At 71.0% G+C, this 22,492-nt stretch carries 23 protein-coding genes and 1 pseudogene; 7 read left to right on the plus strand and 17 right to left on the minus strand.

The annotated features are described in order from the left end of the window. Positions 1-60: 60 nt before the first annotated feature. Positions 61-1,584: a hypothetical protein gene (locus OHS17_RS07570; protein ID WP_330311541.1), complete on the minus strand. Its 1,524-nt coding sequence runs from the start codon at positions 1,582-1,584 to the stop codon at positions 61-63. Positions 1,585-1,802: 218 nt separating this feature from the next. Here OHS17_RS07570 and OHS17_RS07575 point away from each other — a divergent pair, with 218 nt between their 5' ends. After that, on the plus strand, positions 1,803-2,246 hold the full coding sequence (locus OHS17_RS07575; protein WP_330311542.1) for a GNAT family N-acetyltransferase: 444 nt from the start codon (positions 1,803-1,805) through the stop codon (positions 2,244-2,246). A 113-nt stretch (positions 2,247-2,359) separates the two neighbouring features. Continuing rightward, the gene (gene dapA, locus OHS17_RS07580; protein ID WP_330311543.1) at positions 2,360-3,253 is read left to right on the plus strand and encodes a 4-hydroxy-tetrahydrodipicolinate synthase; all 894 of its coding nucleotides are present in this window, start codon (positions 2,360-2,362) and stop codon (positions 3,251-3,253) included. Here dapA and dapD read toward each other — a convergent pair. The 5 genes and pseudogenes from dapD to OHS17_RS07605 all read right to left on the minus strand — a co-directional run bounded on the left by dapD (position 3,250) and on the right by OHS17_RS07605 (position 7,369). Next, the gene (gene dapD, locus OHS17_RS07585; protein WP_330311544.1) at positions 3,250-4,239 is read right to left on the minus strand and encodes a 2,3,4,5-tetrahydropyridine-2,6-dicarboxylate N-succinyltransferase; all 990 of its coding nucleotides are present in this window, start codon (positions 4,237-4,239) and stop codon (positions 3,250-3,252) included. The two genes, dapA and dapD, sit on opposite strands and share 4 nt — an antisense overlap. Before the next feature lie 10 nt (positions 4,240-4,249). Then, positions 4,250-4,726: pseudogene (locus tag OHS17_RS07590) on the minus strand (MFS transporter); the annotation flags it as partial. Further along, complete coding sequence (locus OHS17_RS07595; protein ID WP_330311545.1) at positions 4,726-6,354, minus strand: transposase; 1,629 nt, start codon at positions 6,352-6,354, stop codon at positions 4,726-4,728. The gene OHS17_RS07595 and the pseudogene OHS17_RS07590, both read right to left, overlap by 1 nt. Positions 6,355-6,512: 158 nt before the next feature. Then, positions 6,513-7,049, minus strand: a complete 537-nt coding sequence (locus OHS17_RS07600; protein WP_330311546.1) for a TetR/AcrR family transcriptional regulator — start codon at positions 7,047-7,049, stop codon at positions 6,513-6,515. Beyond that, positions 7,049-7,369 (minus strand): DMT family transporter, encoded by a 321-nt coding sequence (locus tag OHS17_RS07605; protein ID WP_018104631.1) that lies wholly within the window; start codon positions 7,367-7,369, stop codon positions 7,049-7,051. Before OHS17_RS07605 ends, OHS17_RS07600 begins: the two co-directional genes overlap by 1 nt. Positions 7,370-7,492: 123 nt before the next feature. On the opposite strand from OHS17_RS07605, the gene OHS17_RS07610 reads away from it, so the two are divergent. Continuing rightward, the gene (locus tag OHS17_RS07610) at positions 7,493-8,512 is read left to right on the plus strand and encodes a hypothetical protein (protein WP_443053224.1); all 1,020 of its coding nucleotides are present in this window, start codon (positions 7,493-7,495) and stop codon (positions 8,510-8,512) included. Here the strand turns inward: OHS17_RS07610 and OHS17_RS07615 are convergent. The 9 genes from OHS17_RS07615 to OHS17_RS07655 form a co-directional block, all read right to left on the minus strand. Further along, a complete protein-coding gene (locus OHS17_RS07615) occupies positions 8,509-8,874 on the minus strand; it encodes a VOC family protein (protein WP_330311548.1) in 366 nt (121 codons plus the stop codon). The two genes, OHS17_RS07610 and OHS17_RS07615, sit on opposite strands and share 4 nt — an antisense overlap. Before the next feature lie 98 nt (positions 8,875-8,972). Further along, positions 8,973-9,311, minus strand: coding sequence for a metal-sulfur cluster assembly factor (locus OHS17_RS07620; protein ID WP_018104628.1), 339 nt, complete (start codon positions 9,309-9,311; stop codon positions 8,973-8,975). Then, on the minus strand, positions 9,308-9,763 hold the full coding sequence (gene sufU / locus OHS17_RS07625; RefSeq protein WP_018104627.1) for a Fe-S cluster assembly sulfur transfer protein SufU: 456 nt from the start codon (positions 9,761-9,763) through the stop codon (positions 9,308-9,310). The genes OHS17_RS07620 and sufU overlap by 4 nt, the downstream gene beginning before the upstream one ends. Positions 9,764-9,784: 21 nt before the next feature. Next, complete coding sequence (locus OHS17_RS07630) at positions 9,785-11,041, minus strand: cysteine desulfurase (RefSeq protein WP_330311549.1); 1,257 nt, start codon at positions 11,039-11,041, stop codon at positions 9,785-9,787. Then, positions 11,038-11,802 carry a Fe-S cluster assembly ATPase SufC gene (sufC, locus tag OHS17_RS07635; RefSeq protein WP_018104625.1) on the minus strand — a complete coding sequence of 255 codons (765 nt, stop codon included), beginning with the start codon at positions 11,800-11,802 and terminating at the stop codon, positions 11,038-11,040. Before sufC ends, OHS17_RS07630 begins: the two co-directional genes overlap by 4 nt. Before the next feature lie 7 nt (positions 11,803-11,809). Beyond that, a complete protein-coding gene (locus OHS17_RS07640; RefSeq protein ID WP_018555702.1) occupies positions 11,810-12,127 on the minus strand; it encodes a bifunctional 3-phenylpropionate/cinnamic acid dioxygenase ferredoxin subunit in 318 nt (105 codons plus the stop codon). After that, entirely contained in the window at positions 12,127-13,308 is a 1,182-nt protein-coding gene (sufD, locus tag OHS17_RS07645) for a Fe-S cluster assembly protein SufD (RefSeq protein ID WP_330311550.1), read from the minus strand. Before sufD ends, OHS17_RS07640 begins: the two co-directional genes overlap by 1 nt. 57 nt (positions 13,309-13,365) lie before the next feature. After that, the gene (gene sufB, locus OHS17_RS07650) at positions 13,366-14,787 is read right to left on the minus strand and encodes a Fe-S cluster assembly protein SufB (RefSeq protein ID WP_018104622.1); all 1,422 of its coding nucleotides are present in this window, start codon (positions 14,785-14,787) and stop codon (positions 13,366-13,368) included. After that, positions 14,784-15,524, minus strand: coding sequence for a helix-turn-helix transcriptional regulator (locus tag OHS17_RS07655; RefSeq protein ID WP_330311551.1), 741 nt, complete (start codon positions 15,522-15,524; stop codon positions 14,784-14,786). The genes sufB and OHS17_RS07655 overlap by 4 nt, the downstream gene beginning before the upstream one ends. 136 nt (positions 15,525-15,660) lie before the next feature. Between OHS17_RS07655 and OHS17_RS07660 the strand changes: the two genes are divergently transcribed. From OHS17_RS07660 to OHS17_RS07670, 3 genes are all read left to right on the plus strand, one after another. Continuing rightward, positions 15,661-16,593, plus strand: coding sequence for an ABC transporter ATP-binding protein (locus OHS17_RS07660; RefSeq protein ID WP_330311552.1), 933 nt, complete (start codon positions 15,661-15,663; stop codon positions 16,591-16,593). Continuing rightward, on the plus strand, positions 16,590-17,357 hold the full coding sequence (locus OHS17_RS07665; protein ID WP_073864703.1) for an ABC transporter permease: 768 nt from the start codon (positions 16,590-16,592) through the stop codon (positions 17,355-17,357). The genes OHS17_RS07660 and OHS17_RS07665 overlap by 4 nt, the downstream gene beginning before the upstream one ends. Before the next feature lie 99 nt (positions 17,358-17,456). Further along, positions 17,457-18,470 carry a COX15/CtaA family protein gene (locus OHS17_RS07670; RefSeq protein WP_330311553.1) on the plus strand — a complete coding sequence of 338 codons (1,014 nt, stop codon included), beginning with the start codon at positions 17,457-17,459 and terminating at the stop codon, positions 18,468-18,470. 86 nt (positions 18,471-18,556) lie between these two features. Here the strand turns inward: OHS17_RS07670 and OHS17_RS07675 are convergent, their stop codons facing one another. Continuing rightward, positions 18,557-18,919: a hypothetical protein gene (locus tag OHS17_RS07675; protein WP_073864701.1), complete on the minus strand. Its 363-nt coding sequence runs from the start codon at positions 18,917-18,919 to the stop codon at positions 18,557-18,559. Between the two features lie 92 nt (positions 18,920-19,011). Then, entirely contained in the window at positions 19,012-19,965 is a 954-nt protein-coding gene (locus OHS17_RS07680) for a heme o synthase (RefSeq protein ID WP_330311554.1), read from the minus strand. Positions 19,966-20,400: 435 nt separating this feature from the next. Between OHS17_RS07680 and tkt the strand changes: the two genes are divergently transcribed. Next, entirely contained in the window at positions 20,401-22,488 is a 2,088-nt protein-coding gene (tkt, locus tag OHS17_RS07685; RefSeq protein WP_330311555.1) for a transketolase, read from the plus strand. Positions 22,489-22,492: the final 4 nt, after the last annotated feature.

Here is a 22,492-nt window from a genome sequence, read left to right on the forward strand (position 1 = left end):
CTTCGGGGCGACCCGTTCGGTGAACTTCGGCCGCCCCTCATCCCGCCGCGGTACGCCCGCTCAGTCGGCCGAACCGCCGCGCGAGCGCGCCTTGAACGCGGCCTTGCGGGCGTCCTTGGCCTGCTTCTTGTCGCTGTGCAGCCGCCCCATCGCCTCCAGGACGTCCGCCGTGGCCGGGTGGTCGACGCGCCATGCCTCCTCGAAGAAGCCGCTGTGCTGGCCGGACAGCCCCTCGACCAGGCCCTGGAGCTCCTCCAGGTCGCCGGCGGCCTCCAGCTGGGCGGCGATCGTGTCGATGGCGAGCCAGAAGATCATCTCCTCCGAGGGCGCCGGAACGCCCTCCGCGCCACGCTCGGCGAGCCAGACCCGGGCCAGGCCGCCCAGCTCCGGGTCGCCCAGCACCGCGCGCACGGCGGGCTCCGCCTCGGCGCCGACCAGGGCGAGCGCCTGCTGGCAGTGCAGCCGGCGCAGCGGACCCAGCTCGTCCGTGCCCCGAGCGGCGTCCAGGAGTTCGGCGGCGGCGCCGTCCTGGCCCCGGCGGGTGAGCCACAGCTGGATCTCAGCGCGGGCCGCGGCCTCCGGGTAGTGGGCGACGCCGCCGAGGAGCGCGTCGGCGCCCTTGTCCGCGAGGTCGCCGATCGCCGGGGCGTCCACCCCGGCGTCCAGCATCCGGGCGCGGATGCCGTAGAGGCCGAGCGGGGTCAGCCGGACCATGCCGTAGCGGGTGACGTCCTCCTCGTCGCCCGGGGACAGCGCGTCCTCGCCCTCCTCGACCAGCAGCGCCTCGTCCACCGGCTGGTACTCGACGATGCCGATGGGTTCGAGGACCCGGAACTGGTCGTCCAGCCGCATCATCGCGTCCGAGACCTGCTCCAGGACGTCGTCGGTGGGCTCGCCCATGTCGTCGGGGACGATCATCGAAGCGGCGAGCGCGGGCAGCGGCACGGGCGCCCCGTCCGCCCCCTCGCCGACGGTGAGCAGGTAGAGGTTGCCGAGGACGCCGTCCAGGAACTCCGTCTCGGTCTCCGGGTCCCAGTCGAGCGCGTCGAAGTCGACCGAGCCGTCCTCGCCGATGAGGTCCGCGAAGTCGTCGAAGGCGGGCGCCGTGGCATCGGCGTACGCGGCCTCCAGTCCGTCGAGCCAGATCGCGAGCACGTCCGCGGGTGAACCCCCGGTCAGCAGCGCCAGGTTCTCGCCGGGCGTGACGGTCCCGGCCGGCTCCTCGTCCCCGGCCCCGGTCTCGTCGTCCTCGCCGAAGCCGTCCTCCGCGCCGAAGGCGTCGTCCGGGTCGCCCGTCTCAGCGGCGGGGTCCTCGATGTCGACCAGACCGGTGTCCACGGCGAGCCGCCACGCCTCGCTGGCCTCGGCCGCGCCGTCCTCGTCCGGGGTGAGGCCGAGGAGTTCGGCGGCGGCGGGCAGCTGCGCGTCGACCAGTTCGCCGCCGGCGCCGACCCTGGTGTCCGGGCCGGCCCAGCGGGCGAGCCGGGCGGCACGGGCGAGCAGCGGCGCGGCCAGCGCGTCCCGTGCCAGCTCGGCCTCGGTGTGCAGCCGGACCGGCGGCAGGGTCGGGCGCTCTGCGGACATCAGGGGGTCTCCTCGGAACGTACGGGGTTCGGTCGCCGGGCCGGATACGGGACCGGGGCTCAGAACGTGTTCCGCGCCGCCCGGCAGGGGGCCGCGTTTCCGGAACACGCCCCAAGCCTAAACGCAATTCGCCGCGCGCCGACCGGAATGCGGGCATGGGTCACGGCGCCCCGGACCACCCGGCTCCGCGCCGGGGCGCCCGTGTCAGAATCCGGGGCGTGCATCTGCGTACCGCCACCCGCCCCGACCTGCCCGCCGTCCTCGCCCTGCTCGCCGACGAGAACGCGGTGACGGACCCCGCGTCGGTCGTGGTGGGCGAGGCGCACGAGAAGGCGTTCGCCGACATCGCGGCCGACGCGCGCAACGAGATCCTGGTGCTGGAGGCGGACGGAACGGTGGTGGGCTGCCTTCAGGCCACCTACATCCCGGGGCTCGGCAAGGGCGGTGCGGAGCGGGCGCTGATCGAGGCCGTGCGGGTCAGGGCGGACCGCCGGGGCGGCGGTCCGGGGCGGCGGCTGATGGAGCCGGCGGTCGAGCGGGCCCGGCTGCGCGGCTGCGCGCTGGTGCAGCTCACCAGCGACCGGAGCCGGACGGGCGCGCACCGCTTCTACACCTCGCTGGGGTTCACCGCGAGCCACGAGGGCTTCAAACTCTTCCTCTGATCGCCCGGGAGGCCCGGGAGACCCGGCCCCCAGCGATGATTGAGCATTGCTTCACCTTCACCCACAGAAGATCTAAGTGGACCTTCACGGTCAGCCGGGCCGACACTGCTGGAATGACGCCTTCCGCCGCTGTCCGCCCGCGCCCTTTCGGCCGCACCCTCTGCGCCATGATCACCCCGTTCACCGCCGACGGCGCCCTCGACCGGGAGACCGCCGCCGCGCACGCCGCGGCGCTGGTCGCGGGCGGCTGCGACGGGCTGGTGCTCAGCGGCACGACCGGCGAGTCCCCCACCACCTCCGACGCGGAGAAGGAGGACCTGCTGCGCGCGGTGCGCGACGCGGTCGGCCCGGACGTGCCGCTGGTGGCGGGCGTCGGCACCGCGGACACCCGGCACACCATCGAGCTGGCGCACCAGGCGGAACGGGCGGGCGCGGACGGGCTCCTGGTGGTGACCCCGTACTACAGCAGGCCCCCGCAGGCGGCCGTGGAGGCACACTTCCGGCGCATCGCGGACACGGCGGGCCTGCCGGTGATGCTGTACGACATCCCCGGCCGCACCGGCACCCGCATCGAGCCGGAGACGATGCTGAGGCTCGCGGAGCACCCGCGCATCGTGGCCGTGAAGGACTGCTCGCAGGACCTGCTGACGGCGACCCGGGTGATCGCGGCCGGCGGGCTCGCCTACTACTCGGGCTGCGAGGAGCTGAATCTGCCACTGTACGCGGTGGGCGGTGCCGGGTACGTCAGCACGGTCGCCAACGTGGTTCCGGGCCGGATGCGGGCGGTACTGGACGCGTTCGACGCCGGGGACACCGACGGGGCCGCCCGGCTGAACGCGCGGCTGGCCCCGCTGACCGCGCTGATGATGGCGTCCGGCCTGCCCGGCACGGTGACCGCGAAGGCGCTGCTGGCGGCGGGCCCGGTCCGCGAACCGCTGCAGCCCGCCGGGCGCGAGGCGTCCGACGGGCTGCGTGCGGCGTACGAGGAACTCCTCGTGGCCGCTTAGTCGTTGCTGTGCAGGACGTCGTTGAGGCCGTCCCAGACCGCGTTGTTCGGGCGGGCCTCGACGGCTCCGGTGACCGAGTTGCGGCGGAAGAGGATGTTCGAGGCGCCGGAGAGCTCGCGGGCCTTGACCACCTGGCCGTCCGGCAGGGTGACCCGGGTGCCGGCGGTGACGTACAGACCGGCCTCGACGACGCACTCGTCGCCGAGCGCGATGCCGACCCCGGCCTCCGCGCCGACCAGGCAGCGCTCGCCGATCACGATGCGCTCCTTGCCGCCGCCGGAGAGCGTGCCCATCGTGGAGGCGCCGCCGCCGATGTCCGAGCCGTCACCGATGACGACACCGGCGGAGATGCGGCCCTCGACCATGGACGTGCCGAGCGTGCCGGCGTTGAAGTTGACGAAGCCCTCGTGCATCACGGTCGTGCCGGAGGCGAGGTGCGCGCCGAGGCGCACCCGGTCGGCGTCGGCGATCCGCACGCCCTTCGGCGCCACGTAGTCCGTCATGCGCGGGAACTTGTCGACGGAGGTGACCTGGAGGTACAGACCCTCGGCGCGGGCGTTGAGCCGCACCTTCTCCAGGTCGTCCACGGCGACCGGGCCGAGCGAGGTCCAGGCGACGTTGGCGAGGTGGCCGAAGATGCCGTCCAGGTTCTGCCCGTGCGGCTGGACCAGGCGGTGCGAGAGCAGGTGCAGGCGCAGGTAGACGTCGTGGGCGTCGAGCGGCTTGTCGTCCAGGGAGGCGATGACCGTGCGCACGGCGACGACCTCGACCCCGCGGCGGGCGTCGACGCCGATGGCCTTGGCGGCGCCCTCGCCGAGCAGGTTGACGGCCTGGTCGGGGCTGAGCCGCTCGGTTCCGGCCGGGCCGGGCTCGGCGGTCAGCTCGGGGGCGGGGAACCAGGTGTCGAGGACGGCACCGTCGCCGGCGATGGTGGCGAGGCCGGCGGCGACGGCGCCGGTGGTACGGGTGGAAGTCGTGTCGGTCATGACCAGAAACCTAACCGGACCGGGGCCGCACGGGCGAACCGGTCTCAGCGTCCGGGCGACGCACCGCCGGGACCGGCGCGGGAGACCCGGGCAGCCGCCGGGCCGCCAGGACCGCGCACCCCGCCAGGCAGGCGAGGACCGCGCAGGCGGGCCAGAGCAGCGCGGGCGCGATGGCGTACAGGGCGCCGCCCAGCGGCGGGGCCAGCACCTGGCCGCTGATCGAGGCGCCCGCGTACAGGCTCTGGAAGCGGCCCTGCGCGTGGGCGGGCGCCTGGTCGGCGACGTACCCCGTGGCGGGGGTCTTGTGCAGGATCTCGCCGAGGGTGAGGGAGACCATCATCAGGACGGCGAATCCGGCCCCGGCGCCCGGGATCAGCAGCGCGTACCCGGCCGCGACCAGCAGCAGTCCGGCGCCGATGATGCCCAGCGGGGCGCGGGCGCGCAGGGCGTGGGCGGCGGGCAGTTCCAGGCAGAGGATCACCGTTCCTATTCAGTGACCAGGAGTGGGTCTTGGACCCACATCCTGGCACTGCGGACATCCCGAACGGTTTTGGGTGTCCTGGTCGCCCGCGTTCTCGCCGCGCCCGGTGGCACGGATCGTGTCCGTGGTCCGGGAATGCGGGGGCGGGGTCCCTCACGCCCTGGGGCACCTGGTGCGGCCTGGACGGTCCGATGCCCGTGCGCATCGCTCTGGTGCGCACGGGGCGGTGTCGTCCGACGCCGGATCGGGTGTCCGAGGGCGCGTCGCCCGATCGCGATACCGGCGGCATCGTGACGGGACATCTTCCGGCGGGAGGTGGTCAGCGGCTTCTGCCAGTGCTGACCACCCCACATCGAGGTATAGGCCGGATCGACCGCGATGATCGCGAGACCGTATGCGGCGGCCATGGAAACCAGACGGGCCTTGAGCTTGCCGGTGGGCATACCGGAGATCAGCTGCCGGAAACGCTTCCTCCGGCCGTGCTTCTCCCGCGTCTTCTCCGCCCCGAAGTCCAGGTCCTCGATGGCGATCGCGGTGACACCCGTCTGCCTCGCCCAGTGCAGGAGACGGGTGAGAGCGTGGCGGACCTGCGCGTCACGATGCGCGGCCGTTCCTGACAGGCCGTAGCCGAAGCGGTGGGGTTCGCCGACCGGGTTGCCGTGCGTGTCAAGGCGGTAGGCGGCGAAGTGGTCGGCGTTGGTGTCCACCCCGATCACACCCCCGCCCCTCGCCGCATCCAACGGGACGGTCTGCACAACTGGCTTCTGCCAAGACGCCGTCAGGTACCAACGCCCCCGCCCGGCGTCGTAATGGATGCGGTAGGCAACGGCACGGTTGCCTTCGACGCGGTCGGCCCACTCCACGCCCCGGTGCGCGAACCCGACCGCGTGGGTGAGGGTGTAGCGGCCATGAGCGCTGTTGGCGAGGTGAGCGAGCGGGGCGGGCAGCTTGATGCTGACCTGGCCGTCCGGGGTGACGCGGATGGTCTCGTTGCCGTACCGCTTCCCGGACTCGCCGTCCGCCGCCAGGAACCACCGCGCCGCCTCCCACCGCCCCCGCCACTCCTCCTCGCTCAGCCCAGCCTCGGCCAGATGATGGCGGGTGTTCAACAGGCGCTTCCCGCCACGCACCACCCGCACCCGCCCCGACCGCCAGTCCGCGACAGCAGCCGCAAGCCGGTCCTCCAAGGCCTTGAGACGGCGGGACTTGTGAAACCACTCACCCCTGGACCGGTAACCACCCGCCGCACGCTTCGTCCCCTTGGCCCCGACCGGGAGCGACAACCGGTGCCGCAACGTCCTGATCCCGGCCTCCAGCGAACGGATATGCGCGGCCAGGCACCGCCGGGCCAGCGCCCACTGATCATGCGACGCCTTCGTGATCGCCCCAGCAATCCGCGAAGACGACACCCCCGTCAACCCACGCTTACGCGAAGCCCACGACTCAGCACTGTGATCCAGGCCGACCGCACACCGCGCCTTCAGATCACGCGACGCCAGCCCACCCTGGCAATCGCCGACGGCCCGCAACACCCGCTCGTCCTCGGGGGTGAGGCACTTCAGTCGGCCCCGCACCGCCACACCGGAGGGCCCGGGCGCCACGAACGGCGTCGCCAACTCCCGTATATCGCCCACCCACCACACCCCGCCCCATATCCGGTTCAACGCATCACCCGGCACAACGAGCAACCACCCCGAAGGTCACCCATTCGATCCCAGAACCCGCATTCCCACCCTCGCTCGCGGGCCGCCCTGCGGCGGTGGAGGGCGCGGACAGCCGCTGACGGCCTCCCTCAGCCCGCGACCCGGCCCAGCATCTCGCGGGCGTACGCCTCGTCGTAGGCGCCGCCCGTGAGCAGCACCTGGATGCAGATGCCGTCCATCAGGGCGACCAGGGCGCGGGCGGTGGCCGGGTCGGTGCGCGGGCGGAGCAGGGCGGTCACGCCGTCGGTCCACTCGGCGGCGACCGGGCGCAGCGCGGGCCTGCGTACGGCGGCGAGATACAGCTCGTACTCCAGCTCGGCGTGGCCGCGCCCGCCCGCGAAGAACTCCCCGAGCAGCCGGGCGAGTTCGGTGGCGAGGTCCGCTTCCGGGTCGGCGAGGGCGGCGCTCTCGCGCAGGACGGCGGCGAAGTTCTCGTTGGTCCGGCGCAGGGCGGCGATCAGCAGTTCGTCCAGCGAGGCGAAGTGGTACGTGGTCGAGCCCAGCGGCACATCGGCCGCGGCGGCGACGGAGCGGTGGCTCAGCCCGGCGATGCCCCGCTCACCGGCCACCCGGATCGCCGCGTCGATGATCCGGTCGCGCCGCTCGGGGTCGTACCGCCGGGCCATCAGTGCGCGCCGCCCAGATTGAGCACCACCACACCGGCGATGACCAGCAGGACGCCGAGGGCCTTGAGCGGAGTGGCGGACTCCCCCAGGAAGAACATCCCGATGAGGGCCACGGCCGCGGTGCCGACGCCCGCCCAGATCGCGTAGGCGGTGCCGACGGACAGGGTCTTGAGGGTCTGGGCGAGCAGGGAGAAGGCCAGCAGATAACCGGCGACGGTGATCAGGGAGGGCCAGAGCCGGGTGAATCCCTCGCTGTACTTCATGGCGGTCGTCCCCGCCACCTCCGCCGCGATGGCCGCGGCGAGCAGTCCGTATCCCATGTGTACGAGTGTACGCAACGCCTTGCCGCTACCGTGGTCCGTTCAGCACATGATCGAACAGATGGGCGGGGAGCGGCAGTGGCGCAGGACGCAGGGTGGGGCGGCTGGGGTGGCGGTGGCTGGATGCCGCCGAAGCCGGGGGTCATACCCCTGGGGCCGTTGAAGCTCGGGGACATATTCAACGGCGCGTTCTCGACGCTGGGCCGCTACGCCAAGCAGCTCTTCGCGGTGGGCGCGGCGCTGTACGGCGGGGCGCTGGTCGTACTGGGTGTGGCGGTCGCCGTCGCGTACGGGGCGGTCTCGGACCATCTGGACCGGCTGTTCGACCTGGACGAGGGCGAGGCCGCCGCCTCGCAGGACGTGGTCCCGGTGATCGTCGCGTTCGGCGTGGTCGTGCTGCTCGGGTTCCTCTCGATGGTGATCGCCTCGGCCGTGGTCTACGCGGCGGTGCCGGCGGTCCTCCAGGACGCGGTGCTGGGCCGGCCGACGACGTTCTCCGCGGTCTGGCGGCGGGCCTGGGCGCGCACGCCCGCGGTGATCGGCACGCTGCTGCTGACCGGGCTGATCACGATGGTGCCGATGGTGCTGGCGGTGGGCGCGCTCACCGCGGGCATCATCGCCGCGGTCGCCACGGACGGCGGCGGGGCCGCGGTGACGCTGATCGTCGTGGGCGCGGTCTGCTTCCTCGCCTTCGTCCCGCTGGTCCTCTGGCTCTGGGTGCGGCTGGCGCTCGCCCCCGCGGCCGCCGTCTTCGAGAACCAGGGCCCCATGGCCTCGCTCCGCCGCTCGGCCCTGCTGGTGCGCGGCGACTGGTGGCGGATCTTCGGCATGATGCTCCTCGCGGGCATCATCTCCTCCGCGGTGAGCTACATCATCCAGCTGCCGTTCAACTTCCTCGGCATGTTCACCGGCGCGATGGGCTCCACCGCCGTGGACGAGAACACGCACCCGGCCGCGATCATCACCGCCCTGGGCGGCTACCTGGTCCTCGCGGTGCTCGGCCAGCTCGTGGGCCAGCTGGTCGTCGCCGTGTTCCCGCCGCTGATCACGGGACTGCTGTACGTGGACCGGCGCATCCGCACCGAGAACCTGGCCCCGGTCCTCGCCGAGGCCGCCTCCGTACCACCGCCGTACGCGCCCTAGTCGGTCAGCGTCTTCTTCGGGCGCAGTACGCAGAACTCGTTGCCCTCGGGATCGGCCAGCACCACCCACGTCACGTCCGACGGCTGGCCGACCTCGATGCGCCGGGCGCCGAGCCCGGTGAGCCGCTCGACCTCGGCGGCCTGGTCGTCCGGCGAGAGGTCGATGTGCAGCCGGTTCTTGACCGCCTTGTCCTCGGGCACGGGCAGGAAGCAGATGCCGGGCAGCGCGGTCTCGTCGGCGCCGATGACGATCTCGTTCCCGTCCTCGTAGATCACCCGCCAGTCCAGGGCGGCACACCAGAAGCGCGCCTGGGCGGGCAGGTCGTGGGCGTCGACGGCGAGCTGATGGAAGCGAAGGGCCATGGGCGCCAGTCTGCCCCGCGGCCCCCGCGCCCACAACGCCGAAACGGCCCCGGCGGGTTGCCGGGGCCGTTGTCGCGCGTACGGGTGTACGCGGAGGCTCAGACGTTGAAGCCCAGCGCGCGCAGCTGCTCGCGGCCGTCGTCCGTGATCTTGTCGGGGCCCCACGGCGGCATCCAGACCCAGTTGATCCGGAGCTCGTTGACGATGCCGTCCGTCGCGGACTTCGCCTGGTCCTCGATGACATCGGTCAGCGGACAGGCCGCGGACGTCAGGGTCATGTCGAGGGTGGCGATGTTGGCGTCATCGATGTGGATGCCGTAGATCAGCCCCAGGTTGACGACGTCGATGCCCAGCTCGGGGTCGACCACGTCGTACAGCGCTTCGCGGACCTCCTCCTCGGAGGCCGGCTTGGTCGTCACGGTCTCGTTGTCGCTCATGCGGTCTTCCCTTCGGACAGCGCCTGCGCCGTCGCGTCCTTCCACGCCATCCAGCTCAGCAGCGCGCATTTCACCCGGGCCGGGTACTTGGAGACACCGGCGAACGCGACCGCGTCCTCCAGCACCTCTTCCATCGCGTCGTCGGGCTCCAGCTGCCCCTTCGACTGCATCAGTTCCAGGAACGCGGCCTGGATCTTCTGCGCCTCGCCCAGTTCCTTGCCCACCAGCAGCTCGTTCAGCACGGAGGCGCTGGCCTGGCTGATGGAGCAGCCCTGGCCCTCGTAGCTCACGTCGGCGAGGGTCTCGCCGTCGTACCGCACCCGCAGCGTGATCTCGTCACCACACGTCGGATTGACGTGGTGCACCTCGGCGTCGCCGTCCCGCAGACCGCGCCCGTGCGGGTGCTTGTAGTGGTCCAGGATCACTTCCTGGTACATGGAATCCAGCTTCACGAGTTCAATCCCCAGCCGCGTCTAGGCGAAAAAATTCCGGACGTGTTCCAGGCCGTCCACCAGGGCGTCGACCTCGGCGGGCGTGGAGTACAGATAGAACGACGCTCGCGTCGTCGCAGGAATTCCGTACCGCAGGCAGACCGGGCGGGCGCAGTGGTGGCCGACCCGGACCGCGATGCCCTGTTCGTCCAGCACCTGCCCCACGTCGTGCGGATGGATGTCGCCGAGCGTGAAGGAGATCGTCGCGCCGCGGTCCTCCGCGGTGGCCGGGCCGATGATCCTGAGGTCCGGCACCTCCAGGAGCCGCTTCACCGCGTAGGCGGTGATGGCCTGCTCATGGCGGTGGATGTTCTCCATGCCGATCGAGGAGAGGTAGTCCACGGCCGCGCCGAGGCCGACGGCCTGGGCGATCGGGGGCGTACCGGCCTCGAACTTGTGCGGCGCGGGCGCGTAGGTCGAGGAGTGCATCGACACGGTCTCGATCATCTCGCCGCCACCCAGGAACGGCGGCAGGTCCTCCAGGAGTTCCTGCCGTCCCCAGAGGACGCCGATGCCGGTCGGGCCGACCATCTTGTGACCGGTGAAGGCCACGAAGTCGGCCTGGAGCGCCTGCACGTCGAGCACCATGTGCGGGGCCGCCTGGGAGGCGTCGACGCAGACGAGCGCACCGACCTCCTGGGCGCGGCGGACGATCTGCTCGACCGGGTTGTGCGTGCCCATGATGTTCGAGACCAGCGTGAAGGAGACGATCTTCGTCTTCTCGGTGATGATCTCGTCGATGTTGGACAGGTCGAGCCGGCCGTCGTCGGTGATGCCGAACCACTTCAGCTTCGCGCCCGTGCGCTGCGAGAGCAGCTGCCAGGGAACGATGTTGGAGTGGTGCTCCATCTCCGTGGTGACGATCTCGGTCTCGTGGTCGACCCGGTAGGGCTCGTCGGCCCAGCCGAGCATGTTGGCCACGAGGTTCAGCGACTCCGAGGCGTTCTTCGTGAAGATGACCTCGTCGCGACTGGGCGCGTTGATGAAGGCGGCGACCTTGTCACGGGCGCCCTCGTACAGCGCCGTGGCCTCCTCCGCGATCGTGTACACGCCCCGGTGCACATTGGCGTTGTGGCGCTCGTAGTACTCGTTGAGGGCGTCGAGGACCTGGCGCGGCTTCTGCGAGGTCGCCGCGCTGTCCAGGTACACGATCTTCTTGCCGTCGTGGACCGTGCGGTCCAGGAGGGGGAAGTCCTTGCGGATCGCCTCGGTGTCGAGGAGGCCCGGCAGATATGTCACGCGGCAGCGCCACCCTTCACGTAGGCCTCGTAGCCCTCGTTCTCCAGCTTGTCGGCCAGCTCGGCGCCGCCGGACTCGGCGATCCGGCCGTTGGCGAACACGTGCACGAAGTCGGGCTTGATGTACCGGAGGATCCGGGTGTAGTGCGTGATCAGCAGGGTGCCGACCTCGCCGGTCTCGCGGACCCGGTTGACGCCCTCGGAGACGATGCGCAGGGCGTCGACGTCCAGACCGGAGTCGGTCTCGTCCAGGATGGCGACCTTCGGCTTGAGGAGCTCCAGCTGAAGGATCTCGTGGCGCTTCTTCTCACCGCCGGAGAAGCCCTCGTTGACGTTGCGCTCGGCGAAGGACGGGTCCATCTGGAGGCCGGCCATCGTCTCCTTGACCTCCTTCACCCAGGTACGCAGCTTGGGCGCCTCGCCGCGGACGGCGGTGGCGGAGGTACGCAGGAAGTTGGAGACCGAGACACCGGGGATCTCGACCGGGTACTGCATGGCGAGGAACAGGCCGGCGCGGGCCCGCTCGTCCACGGACATCTCCAGGACGTCCTCGCCGTCCAGGGTCACCGTGCCGCTGGTGATCGTGTACTTGGGGTGGCCTGCGAGGGAGTACGCGAGGGTGGACTTGCCGGACCCGTTGGGGCCCATGATGGCGTGGGTCTCGCCCTGCTTCACGGTCAGGTCGACGCCCTTGAGGATCTCCTTCGTGGCGTTGTCGGCCTCGACGGAAACGTGCAGGTCGCGGATTTCAAGCGTTGCCATGGGTGACTCAGGACTCCTGGGTGACGGAGACGAGCACATCGTCCCCTTCGATCTTGACGGGGTATACGGGGACGGGGCGCGTCGCGGGAAGGCCGGACGGCTTGCCGGTGCGCAGGTCGAAGCTCGATCCGTGCAGCCAGCACTCGATCGAACAGTCCTCGACCTCGCCCTCGGACAGCGAGACGTTCGCGTGCGAGCAGATGTCGTTGATCGCGAACACCTCGCCCTCGGTGCGGACGACGGAGACCGGCGTGCCGTCGAGCTCCACCCGTTTGGGGGTGTCGTCCTCCAGCTCGCTCAGCGCACAGGCTTTGACGAAGGCCATCAGACCGACGCCTCCAGCTCGGCCTCGATCTTGTCGAGCAGCCGGGCCTCGACGTCCGGCAGACCGATCTGCTGGACCAGCTCGGCGAAGAAGCCGCGCACGACGAGGCGGCGGGCCTCCTCGGCCGGAATGCCGCGGGACTGGAGGTAGAACAGCTGCTCGTCGTCGAAGCGGCCGGTCGCGGAGGCGTGGCCGGCGCCGACGATCTCGCCGGTCTCGATCTCCAGGTTCGGCACGGAGTCGACCCGCGCGCCGTCCGTGAGGACCAGGTTGCGGTTCATCTCGTAGGTGTCGGTGCCCTCGGCGGCGGCCTGGATGAGCACGTCGCCGATCCACACCGCGTGCGCCTCGTCGCCCTGGAGCGCGCCCTTGTAGGCCACGTTGGACTTGCAGTGCGGGGTGTTGTGGTCGACCAGGAGGCGGTGCTCCTGATGCTGGCCCTTGTCGGTGAAGTACAGGCCGAACAGCTCGGCCTCCCCGCCGGTGCCCGCGTACGCGATCCGGGGGTGCAGCCGGACCACGTCGCCGCCGAAGGTGACGACGACGGACTTGAAGGAGGCGTCCCGGCCGACCAGCGCGTTGTGCTGGCCGACGTGGACCGCGCGCTCGTCCCAGTCCTGCACGGAGACGACGGTCAGCTTGGCGCCGTCGCCCAGGACGTAGTCGACGTTGGCGGCGAGCACCGCGTCACCGGTGTGGTCGATGACGACGACGGCCTCGGCGAAAGCGCCCAGCTCCACGACCTGGTGGCCGTAGGCGACACCGCCCTCGCCGTGCACGGCGATCCGGATCGGCTCGGTCAGCACGGCCTCCTTGGGGACCGTGACGACGTGGGCCTGCTCGAAGGACGAGTACGCCTGCGCGGCCACCCGGTCGACCGGCTTGCCGGCCCTGCCCAGCCGGGCGTCGTCGCGGCCGACGGTCTCGACCACGACGCCCTCGGGGGCCTCGATGGCGACCTTCACACCGCTGCCGGTCGCGGCGGCGGTGCCGTCGTGCAGGCCGCGCAGCCGCTCCAGCGGGGTGAACCGCCACTCCTCCTCGCGGCCGTGCGGGACCGGGAAGTCCGCGACGTCGAAGGACGGGGGCGCGCTCATGCGCGTGGCGACGGTCGACTCCGCGGCCACCGCGATGGAACCGGCGGTGGTGGACCCCGCGGGGATGTTCTGAGCCTCAGCCATGGCTGTCGTAGTGCTCGCTTTCTCAGTCAAGAACTTCAGGACGTGTTCGGCGGCGTACTAGCCGACCGAACCCTCCATCTGCAGCTCGATCAGCCGGTTGAGCTCCAGGGCGTACTCCATCGGGAGCTCCTTGGCGATCGGCTCGACGAAGCCGCGCACGATCATCGCCATGGCCTCGAACTCGGTCATGCCGCGGCTCATCAGGTAGAAGAGCTGGTCCTCGGAGACCTTGGAGACGGTCGCCTCGTGGCCCATCGACACGTCGTCCTCGCGGACGTCGACGTACGGGTAGGTGTCGGACCGGGAGATCGTGTCCACGAGCAGCGCGTCGCACAGCACGTTGGACTTCGCGCCCGGCGCGCCCTCGCCGATCTCGATCAGACCGCGGTAGGAGGTGCGGCCGCCGCCTCGCGCCACCGACTTGGAGACGATGTTGGACGAGGTGTTCGGGGCCATGTGGACCATCTTGGCGCCGGCGTCCTGGTGCTGGCCCTCGCCCGCGAAGGCGATGGACAGGGTCTCGCCCTTGGCGTGCTCGCCCATCAGGTAGACGGCCGGGTACTTCATGGTGACCTTGGAGCCGATGTTGCCGTCGACCCACTCCATGGTCGCGCCCTCGTAGGCCACGGCGCGCTTGGTGACCAGGTTGTAGACGTTGTTCGACCAGTTCTGGATCGTCGTGTAGCGGCAGCGGCCGCCCTTCTTCACGATGATCTCGACCACCGCGGAGTGCAGCGAGTCGGAGGAGTAGATCGGGGCCGTGCAGCCCTCGACGTAGTGGACGTAGGCGTCCTCGTCCACGATGATCAGCGTGCGCTCGAACTGACCCATGTTCTCCGTGTTGATACGGAAGTAGGCCTGGAGCGGGATGTCCACGTGGACGCCCTTGGGCACGTAGATGAAGGAGCCGCCGGACCACACGGCCGTGTTCAGCGACGCGAACTTGTTGTCGCCGACCGGGATGACGGTGCCGAAGTACTCCTTGAAGAGCTCCTCGTGCTCCTTCAGCGCGGTGTCGGTGTCGACGAAGATGACGCCCTGCTCCTCCAGGTCCTCGCGAATCTGGTGGTAGACGACCTCGGACTCGTACTGCGCGGCGACACCGGCGACGAGGCGCTGCTTCTCCGCCTCGGGGATGCCGAGCTTGTCGTACGTGTTCTTGATGTCCTCGGGCAGGTCGTCCCAGGAGGCCGCCTGCTTCTCCGTCGAGCGGACGAAGTACTTGATGTTGTCGAAGTCGATGCCCGACAGGTCCGAGCCCCAGTTCGGCATCGGCTTCTTGCCGAAGAGCTTGAGGCCCTTGAGCCGCAGCTTCAGCATCCACTCGGGCTCGTTCTTCTTCTCCGAGATGTCGCGGACGACGGCCTCGGAGAGGCCGCGCTTGGCCGCCGCGCCTGCCGCGTCGGAGTCGGCCCAGCCGAATTCGTACGTGCCCAGACCCTCGAGCTCAGGGTGGGCAGTCTCCGTGGGGAGCGTCATGCGGGGTTCCTCCCGGCCGTGCTTGCAGATGCTGAATCGGTGGTCTGTGGGGTGGGGTGTCCGCTGCGCGGAATGTACGTCGTGCACACCCCGTCGCCGTGGGCGATGGTGGCCAGACGCTGCACATGGGTCCCCAGGAGGCTGGAGAAGATCTCCGTCTCCGCCTCGCACAGCTGCGGGTACTGCTCGGCGACGTGCGCGACCGGGCAGTGGTGCTGGCACAGCTGCTCACCCTGCTGCGGGCCCGGCGCGCTGCGCGCCGTAGCAGCGTACCCGTCGGCGGACAGCGCCTTGGCCAGCGCCTCCGTACGGGCTTCGGGATCCGCGGCCTCGATCGCCGCGCGGTAGGCCGCCGACTGCTCGGCGGTCCTGGCCCGGGCGAACGCCATGACCGCTTCGTCGCCCGCGGTCTCGGCGATCCAGCGCAGGGCGTCCGCGGCGAGCGTGTCGTAGGACTGGTCGAAGGCGTCCCGGCCGCAGTCGGTGAGGGCGAAGACCTTGGCCGGACGGCCCCGGGTCCGCGCCCCGTACACCCGCTGCTCGCGGGCCTCGACCACGCCGTCGCAGGCGAGCGCGTCGAGATGGCGGCGCACGGCGGCCTGGGTGAGCCCCAGCCGCTTCGCCAGCTCCGCGACGGTGGACGGGCCGTGGTCCAGGATGGACCGCGCGACGCGGTTGCGCGTCGAGCGCTCACCGGTCGCGAGTTCCTCCTGAGGAGCCTCGCCCGTGTATTTCACAACGCCATTGTTGCGTAATTCCTCCGGCCGTGACAACCACGGTCCGAAACGATCAACGGTGCTCTCCATCACTTAGGGTTACCTAATCAAGCCCCGGAGCCGTACCTCTCCGGGCCGCTGCCTAGACTCGTCTGCCATGAACAGCGAGCCCCGCCCGGCCGTCCGGATCAGCGGCCTGGTGAAGCGGTACGGCGACAAGACCGCGGTGGACGGCCTCGACCTGGAGATCCCGGCCGGCGCCGTCACCGCCGTGCTCGGCCCCAACGGCGCCGGCAAGACCACCACCATCGAGACCTGCGAGGGCTACCGCCGCCCCGACGGCGGGACCGTCCGGGTCCTCGGACTCGACCCCGTCGCCGACGCCGCGCGGCTGCGCCCCCGGATCGGCGTGATGCTCCAGTCGGGCGGGATCTACTCCGGCGCCCGCGCCGACGAGATGCTCCGCCACATGGCCAAGCTGCACGCCCACCCGCTCGACGTCGACGCCCTGATCGAACGCCTCGGCCTCGGCTCCTGCGGCCGGACCACCTACCGCAGGCTCTCCGGCGGCCAGCAGCAGCGGCTCGCCCTCGCCATGGCGGTCGTCGGCCGGCCCGAGCTGGTCTTCCTGGACGAGCCCACCGCGGGCCTCGACCCGCAGGCCCGCCGCTCCACCTGGGACCTCGTCCGGGAGCTGCGCGCCGACGGGATGAGCGTGGTGCTCACCACCCACTTCATGGACGAGGCCGAGGAGCTGGCCGACGAGGTCGCCGTCATCGACGCCGGCCGGATCGTCGCCCAGGGCTCCCCCGAGGCCCTGTGCCGGGGCGGCGCCGAGAACACCCTGCGCTTCACCGGGCGCCCCGGGCTCGACCTCGGTTCGCTGCTCAAGGCGCTGCCCGACGGCACCGGGGCGGACGAGCTGAGCTCCGGCACGTACCGCATCACGGGCGACATCGACCCGCAGCTGCTGGCCACCGTCACCTCCTGGTGCGCGCAGCACGGCGTGATGCCCTCCGGCATCTCCGTCGAGCGCCACACCCTGGAGGACGTCTTCCTCGAACTGACCGGCAAGGAGTTGCGCGCATGAGCGCCGGTACGTACACCCCCCGGCCCGGCGCCGCCCCGCTGCCGCGCATGATCGCCGCGCAGACCGCGCTGGAGACGCGGATGCTGCTGCGCAACGGCGAGCAGCTGCTGCTGACCGTGGTCATCCCGACGCTGCTCCTCGTGCTGTTCAGCTCCGTGGACATCGTGGACACCGGCACGGGCGAGCCGGTCGACTTCCTGACGCCCGGCGTGCTGGCGCTGGCCGTGATGTCGACCGCCTTCACCGGCCAGGCCATCGCCACCGGCTTCGAGCGGCGCTACGGGGTGCTCAAGCGGCTCGGCGCCTCACCGCTGCCCCGCTGGGCGCTGATGACCGCGAAGACCCTGTCCGTGCTGGTCACCGAGGTCCTTCAGGTGGTCCTGCTGACGGTGATCGCCTTCGCGCTGGGCTGGTCGCCGCACGGCAACCCCCTCGCGGTGCTGCTGCTCCTGGTGCTGGGGACCGCCGCCTTCTCGGGGCTCGGGCTGCTGATGGCCGGGACGCTGAAGGCGGAGGCGACGCTCGCCGCGGCCAACCTGGTCTTCCTGCTGCTCCTGGTGGGCGGCGGGGTGATCGTGCCGCTGGAGAAGTTCCCGGACGCCGTGCAGTCGGTGCTGGGCCTGCTGCCGATCGCGGCCCTCTCGGACGGGCTGCGGGACGTCCTCCAGCACGGCGCCGGGATGCCGTGGGGCGACCTGGGCATCCTCGCGGTCTGGACGGTGCTGGGGCTCGGCGCGGCGGCCCGTTTCTTCCGCTGGGAGTGAGCCGGCGGACGCGTCTGGGAGTGAGCCCTCAACCGCGCTCCGTCGCCGTTACGCGTAACTCGTCCCCCTCGTGAAAGCTTGCACAAGCGGCGCCCTACCATGGTGCGCGTGCCCAAGCTGACCCGAGCCGAAGTCGCTCAAGCCCTGCGCAATCCGCTGCTCTACATCGCCGAGCGCTGGACGCCCGAGCCCCGGACGGTGCGCCGCGCGGCCCTGTCCGCGATCGTGATGGCCGTCGTCATCGTCGTGACCGGCGGCGCCGTCCGGCTGACCGGCTCCGGCCTCGGCTGCCCGACCTGGCCCAAGTGCACCGACGAGAGCCTGACGGCGACGAGCGCGATGGGCTTCCACGGCGCCATCGAGTTCGGCAACCGGATGCTCACGTACGTCCTGTGCGCGGCCGTCGGCTGGGCGATCATCGCGGCCCGGTCCGCGAAGCCCTGGCGGCGCAGTGTCACCCGGCTCAGCTGGGTCCAGTTCTGGATCGTGATGGGCAACGCGGTGCTCGGCGGCATCGTCGTGCTCGTCGGGCTGAACCCGTACACCGTCGCGGCGCACTTCCTGCTCTCCACCGCGCTGCTCACGGTCGCCCTGACGACCTGGCAGCGGATCCGTGAGGGCGACGAGGCGCCGCGCCCGCTGGTCGGCAAGGCGGTCGCCCAGCTGGCCTGGCTGCTGGCCGTCGCGGCGGGGCTCCTGATCGCCGTGGGCACGGTGGTCACGGGCGCCGGACGGCACGCGGGCGACTCCAGCGACGTCCACCGCATCCCCATCGACTGGAAGATGGTCGCCCAGCTGCACGCGGACCTCGCCTGGGTCGTGGTGGCGCTGACCGTCGCGCTCTGGTTCGTCCTGAAGGCCGTGGACGCGCCCGTCGGGCCGCTGCACCGCACCCGGGAGCTGTTCCTGATCCTCATGGCGCAGGGCGTCATCGGCTATGTGCAGTACTTCACCGATACGCCGGAGATCCTGGTCGGCGTGCACATGTTCGGCTCGTGCCTGGTGTGGATCGGGGTCGTACGCGTCATGCTGTCGCTGCGGGAGCGGCCGGTGGCCGTCGCGCAGCTGCCGGCACCGGCGGCCGAGCAGGCGGAGCCCGCCTCGGCCGGCTGACGCCGGGGCACACCCGAACGGACCGGGGCTCCCGCTCCACGGCTGTACGCCGTCGGAGCGGGAGCCCCGGTCCGTTTCCTCCGGTCTCAGGCCGCGTTGGACGGGCCGCCGACCTGGATCCCGGCCATCCGGGTCCACTCGTACGGGCCCGTGCGGACCTTCGCCGCGAACTCGCCGTCGAAGGACTCGTGGAGCGTGATCCCGGACCGCTGCGCGGCGCTCTCGGCGATCTCGTACGAGGGGGCGACCAGATCGCCCCACTCGCCGTCCTCGCCCACCAGGACGATGCGGGCGCCCATCTGCCCGAGGTAGGCGACCTGCCCCTCGGCACCGCCGTGCGCCTTCGCGAAGGCGCCGATCTGCTTGGCCAGCCGGGCCGCCCTGCGCTCCGCGCGCGCCGCCCGCCTGCCGTCCACCTGCTGGGTCTCAGCCTCTGCCGTCTCTGCCATGGACAGGATGCTACCGGCGGGTAGATCAACCGGCGACGGGCGGGGAGCGTGGCATCGGCCACGCTCCCCGCCCGTCGGACGGAGCAGGGGTTCTACCGGAGGAAGGGATCCACCGCCACGGCCACGAAGAGCAGCGACACATAGGTGATCGACCAGTGGAACAGCCGCATCTCCTTGAGCTTCGCGCCCGTCACCCCGGCCTTGGCCCGGCTGAGCAGCCCGTGCGCCTCCCAGAGCCAGAAGCCGCCGGTCAGCAGCGCCACGGCCGTGTAGAACCAGCCGGTGTAGCCCAGCGGGGTGAGCAGCAGCGAGACGGCGACCATCACCCAGCTGTAGGCCACGATCTGGCGGGCGACCACCCGGTTGGACGCGATGACCGGGAGCATGGGGACACCGACGCGGGCGTAGTCGTCCTTCACCTTCATCGACAGCGGCCAGTAGTGCGGCGGCGTCCAGAAGAAGATGACGGCGAAGAGGATCACCGCGGCCCAGGACATCTCGTTCGTCACGGCGGACCAGCCGATGAGGACCGGCATGCAGCCCGCGATGCCGCCCCAGACGATGTTCTGCGAGGTGCGGCGCTTCAGCAGCATCGTGTAGATCACGACGTAGAAGAGCAGGGCGCCCAGCGACAGCGCCGCGGACAGCCAGTTGACCAGCAGACCGAACCAGACCGTCGAGACCACCGCGAGGGTGATGCCGAAGGCCAGGCACTCGCGCGGGCTCACCATGCCGGTGACCAGCGGGCGCTGCGACGTACGGTCCATCAGCGCGTCGATGTCGCGGTCGATGTACATGTTCAGTGCATTGGCACCGCCGGCGGACAGATAGCCGCCGATGGTGGTAGTGAGCACGAGCCACAGGTCGGGTACACCCTGAGCGGCCAGGAACATCACCGGAACAGTGGTGATCAGCAACAGCTCGATGATCCGAGGCTTGGTCAGTGCCACGAATGCCTTGACACGGGCCCCGAATGGGCGTTGGCCCCCTGGGCTCGGAGTCAAGGCGACCCCTGCGGGTCGGGACTCGACGGCCGTCACGCACACCCCTGACAGAGAAATCCCAGCAAGCTCCGGGCGTAAGGGCCCGGTGAAGACTTGCGCGAACCCGACCACTGTAGACGTTGGGGACAGGCCGCCCTTCGCGGGGGTGGGGTCGTGTTGATGTGGCGCGGACGGCCGCCGGAGGCCGTCTCGTACGCACGAGTGACGCACTGGTGTCGCAGAGGTCGCGCGACCCGTTTCCGGGCCCTCCGCAACCGCGCCCGGGGCCGCTCTTCGGAGCGCCCAGGAGTGGGTCTCCGCGCTCATCGGAGAAGCCCATCGGTGAGCCCTTCCGCTCATACGGGAGGCGGATTCCACGGGCCGCCCGCACCCTGGTAGGAGCCGGAAAACACGGGTACGGACGGGGGTAGGCTCGACAGCATCCGGTGCGGTCGAAGTCACCGGTCTACAACAGTTGGAGAGGAGCCCTGACTCAGGGTGAGCACCAAGCCGACCACCACAGACCTCCAGTGGACCGAATTGGACCAGCGGGCCGTGGACACCGTCCGCGTCCTCGCCGCGGACGCCGTACAGAAAGTCGGAAACGGCCACCCGGGCACGGCGATGAGCCTGGCTCCCGCCGCGTACACCATCTTCCAGAAGGTGATGCGGCACGACCCGGCGGACGCGGACTGGACCGGCCGCGACCGGTTCGTGCTCTCTGCGGGCCACAGCAGCCTGACCCTGTACATCCAGCTCTACCTGGCCGGCTACGGCCTGGAGCTGGCGGACCTGGAGTCGTTCCGCACCTGGGGCTCCAAGACCCCGGGCCACCCGGAGTACGGCCACACCACCGGCGTCGAGACGACGACCGGCCCGCTGGGCCAGGGCGTCGCCAACGCCGTGGGCATGGCCATGGCCGCCCGCTACGAGCGCGGTCTGTTCGACCCGGAGGCGGCCCCCGGCACCTCCCCGTTCGACCACATGGTGTGGGTCGTCGCCGGTGACGGCTGCCTCCAGGAGGGCATCTCGGCCGAGGCGTCCTCGCTGGCCGGCCACCAGAAGCTGGGCAACCTGGTCCTGCTGTGGGACGACAACCACATCTCCATCGAGGGCGACACGGAGACCGCGGTCTCCGAGGACACCGTCAAGCGCTACGAGGCGTACGGCTGGCACGTCCAGCGCGTCGACCAGCTGCCCAACGGCGACCTGGACCCCGAGGGCCTCTACAACGCGCTGCTGGCCGCCAAGGCCGAGACCGGGCGCCCGTCGTTCATCGCGGCCCGCTCGATCATCGCCTGGCCCGCCCCGCACGCCCAGAACACCGAGGCGTCGCACGGCTCGGCGCTCGGCGACGACGAGGTCGCCGCGACCAAGAAGGTGCTCGGCTTCGACCCGGAGAAGTCCTTCGAGGTCGCCGACGAGGTCATCGCGCACACCCGCCGCGCCCTGGACCGGGGCCGCGAGGCGAAGGCCGAGTGGGAGAAGGGCTTCGACGCCTGGCGCGCCGCCAACCCCGAGCGCGCCGCCGACTTCGACCGCATCGCCGCGGGCGAGCTGCCCAAGGGCTGGGAGGACAGCCTGCCGGTCTTCGAGACGGGCAAGGGTGTCGCCACCCGCGCCGCCTCCGGCAAGGTGCTCCAGGCGCTCGGCGGGATCATCCCCGAGCTGTGGGGCGGCTCCGCCGACCTGGCCGGCTCGAACAACACCACGATCGACAAGACGTCGTCGTTCCTCCCCGCGGGCAACCCGCTGCCGGAGGCCGACCCGTACGGCCGGACGATCCACTTCGGCATCCGCGAGCACGCCATGGCCGCCGCGATGAACGGCATCGCGCTGCACGGCAACACCCGCATCTACGGCGGCACCTTCCTGGTGTTCTCCGACTACATGCGCAACGCCGTGCGCCTGTCCGCGCTGATGCACCTGCCGGTGACCTACGTGTGGACGCACGACTCGATCGGCCTCGGCGAGGACGGCCCGACCCACCAGCCGGTCGAGCACCTGGCCTCGCTGCGCGCCATCCCGGGCCTCAACGTCGTGCGCCCGGCCGACGCCAACGAGACCGCCATCGCCTGGCGCGAGATCCTGCGCCGCTACACCAAGGTGTTCGGCGAGGGCGCCCCGCACGGCCTGGCGCTGACCCGCCAGGGCGTGCCGACGTACGAGGCGAACGAGGACGCGGCCAAGGGCGGCTACGTGCTCTTCGAGGCCGAGGGCGGCACGCCCCAGGTCGTGCTGATCGGTACGGGCTCCGAGGTCCAGCTCGCCGTCGAGGCGCGCGAGGAGCTCCAGGCGGCCGGAATTCCGACCCGTGTGGTCTCGATGCCGTGTGTCGAGTGGTTCGAGGAGCAGGAACAGGGTTACAAGGACTCCGTCCTGCCCCCGTCGGTCAAGGCGCGCGTGGCCGTCGAGGCGGGCATCGCCCTTACCTGGTACCGGTACGTGGGAGACGCCGGCCGGATCGTCTCGCTGGAGCACTTCGGCGCTTCGGCGGACGCGAAGGTCCTCTTCCGGGAGTTCGGCTTCACCGGCGAGAACGTCGCCGCCGCCGCCCGGGAATCCCTCGCCGCCGCCACGCGCTGACGCC

The sequence above is a fragment of the Streptomyces sp. NBC_00523 genome, from assembly GCF_036346615.1.
Lineage (GTDB): Bacteria > Actinomycetota > Actinomycetes > Streptomycetales > Streptomycetaceae > Streptomyces.